We start from the raw sequence: 1,803 nt of genomic DNA on the forward strand, positions 1-1,803 counted from the left end.
AACGGCGGACTGTTAATCCGTATGTCGCAAGTTCAAGTCTTGCAAGGGGAGCCAATTAAAAAAAGCCGCATCATTGATGCGGCTTTTTTGCATCTAAAGATCCCAACATCTCAATACAACTACCCTCACCTTTCAAATACCATATTCAATTCAGAAACTAACCGTTTTCATATTCTTCCAAAGCTACAAATCTTCGCTACTTAACGCTCTTCAATATCTCCCAACAACAAACAACACATTGACGTAAGAGTTACTCATAGTAACCTTACTACTCATTTTATTGATGAAGAAAGCGGTTAAACAAATCAATGCTAAGTCTGGAAGTGAGAAAGCTAAATAACGAATCAAATAAGCGCTAGAAAAGCTCTGTACGGCACTTCAGTCCAAATTGAAACACAGTTCACTCTTTATCAAAACTATCCACTACAATAGCGCCCATAGAGGCAGGCATTGAAATAACAATCACTCTTTTGATCGATACAACAGGGTCACTCATTAGAGGTAATTTGTCCAGGCAAGTCAGTACCAAAGCAACGACCAATGCCGTCATAACATAAGCAATAACTATTCTAAAAATAAACACAGGCAACCGTGCAACAACATCTTTTTGAAAGACGCTCTCATATGTATAGAAGCCTAAGAACACCGCAGACAGCAAAAATAGCAGCAATAGATTAGCGGTAGGTAAAGTCTCCCCTAACTTCCAAGCCTCTTCAGAAAAAGAAATCGGTACAGCCAAAGCAAAAGATCCCACAAATATCTGGCTCGCATCTTCAAAGTTAAAACTCAATTTCATAGTTCGACCCATTAGCTTTTGAGGCTTTATCTATTTCGTAAAATAATCACAAAACTATCCGCAGATGATTTGGGGGATTTTTATTTCAACTAAGCAAACAGTAGTGACCTTCTAGCTTCATCTTAGTCCCAATAACCAAAACATAGCTTGAACTAACCAGCAAGAAATCAATATGCTCAGAGCAAAGCGGTCAACACAACTGATTAATATCGAGTCAACAAACACATCAGAATCGAAGAGATACCTGTAAACATCCTAAGACACCAGATCCTAGAACCAAAGAGTCCCAATCCGGTTAGGTGATAAACATTACTGCACGTGTAGGCACGGATACGAGATGTTCACTATTTCTTAGTATGTCTCCCTCCAGTACAACTTTGGAACGCACCTAACGACTCTCACCTTCAAACTGAATCTAGCCTACTTTCACCCTTTGAAATGCTTCGAACAGGGTGCTCAATACCATCGAGAGTGGTTTAAGCTAAATGCATAACAAGAAGCTATTAAGTCGACTCATTAGGGGCTCTAGCGTTCTTAAGAGAAGCCTCCATGATAAAGCCCTAATTACAGATCAGAACTATCCTCTAGATTCACAGACAGGACAGAAGTCAGGTTTCCTAGGCGAAGGACTGTTAGCTGATACTTGAAGAACACTCGCTAAATAGAGAAGCAACCTACAGTACAGAGCAACAAGATGGGTTGTAGGGCCTGTATTAGTTTCAGGTGTTGAGAAGGGGATATGTTAAGTCAGTTCTGTCTCATAAAGCTAGCTTACAACATCGTACGGCTCGAGTTTTTGAGCACTAAGCTTAAAGCTGTGTGCATTTGAAGTCATACTCGTGCCAAATCATAACAGGAGTCAGAAATGATGTAGTCCATAGTCATGGGGTTGGTTTTGGGGAACACCTAGGCTATAGGCTACGGGGAGTCTTTTATGCAAATTATTCGACTGATACCAATTAAAGTAAAAATGTGATCTAATTAAGATTGATGAATTATTGTGAAAT

Annotated in this window: 2 protein-coding genes; one reads left to right on the forward strand and one right to left on the reverse strand. The window is 39.7% G+C overall.

From position 1 onward, the window contains the following. Positions 1-204: hypothetical protein (locus AB6E85_RS25770; protein ID WP_372144815.1), on the forward strand; the 204-nt coding region annotated here is incomplete at its 5' end. Between the two features lie 196 nt (positions 205-400). Here the strand turns inward: AB6E85_RS25770 and AB6E85_RS25775 are convergent. After that, the gene (locus tag AB6E85_RS25775) at positions 401-796 is read right to left on the reverse strand and encodes a DUF2391 family protein (RefSeq protein ID WP_048611972.1); all 396 of its coding nucleotides are present in this window, start codon (positions 794-796) and stop codon (positions 401-403) included. Positions 797-1,803: the final 1,007 nt, after the last annotated feature.

Origin of the sequence: Vibrio sp. 10N.247.311.51 (assembly GCF_041467855.1) — a bacterium.
Taxonomy (GTDB): domain Bacteria; phylum Pseudomonadota; class Gammaproteobacteria; order Enterobacterales; family Vibrionaceae; genus Vibrio; species Vibrio coralliirubri.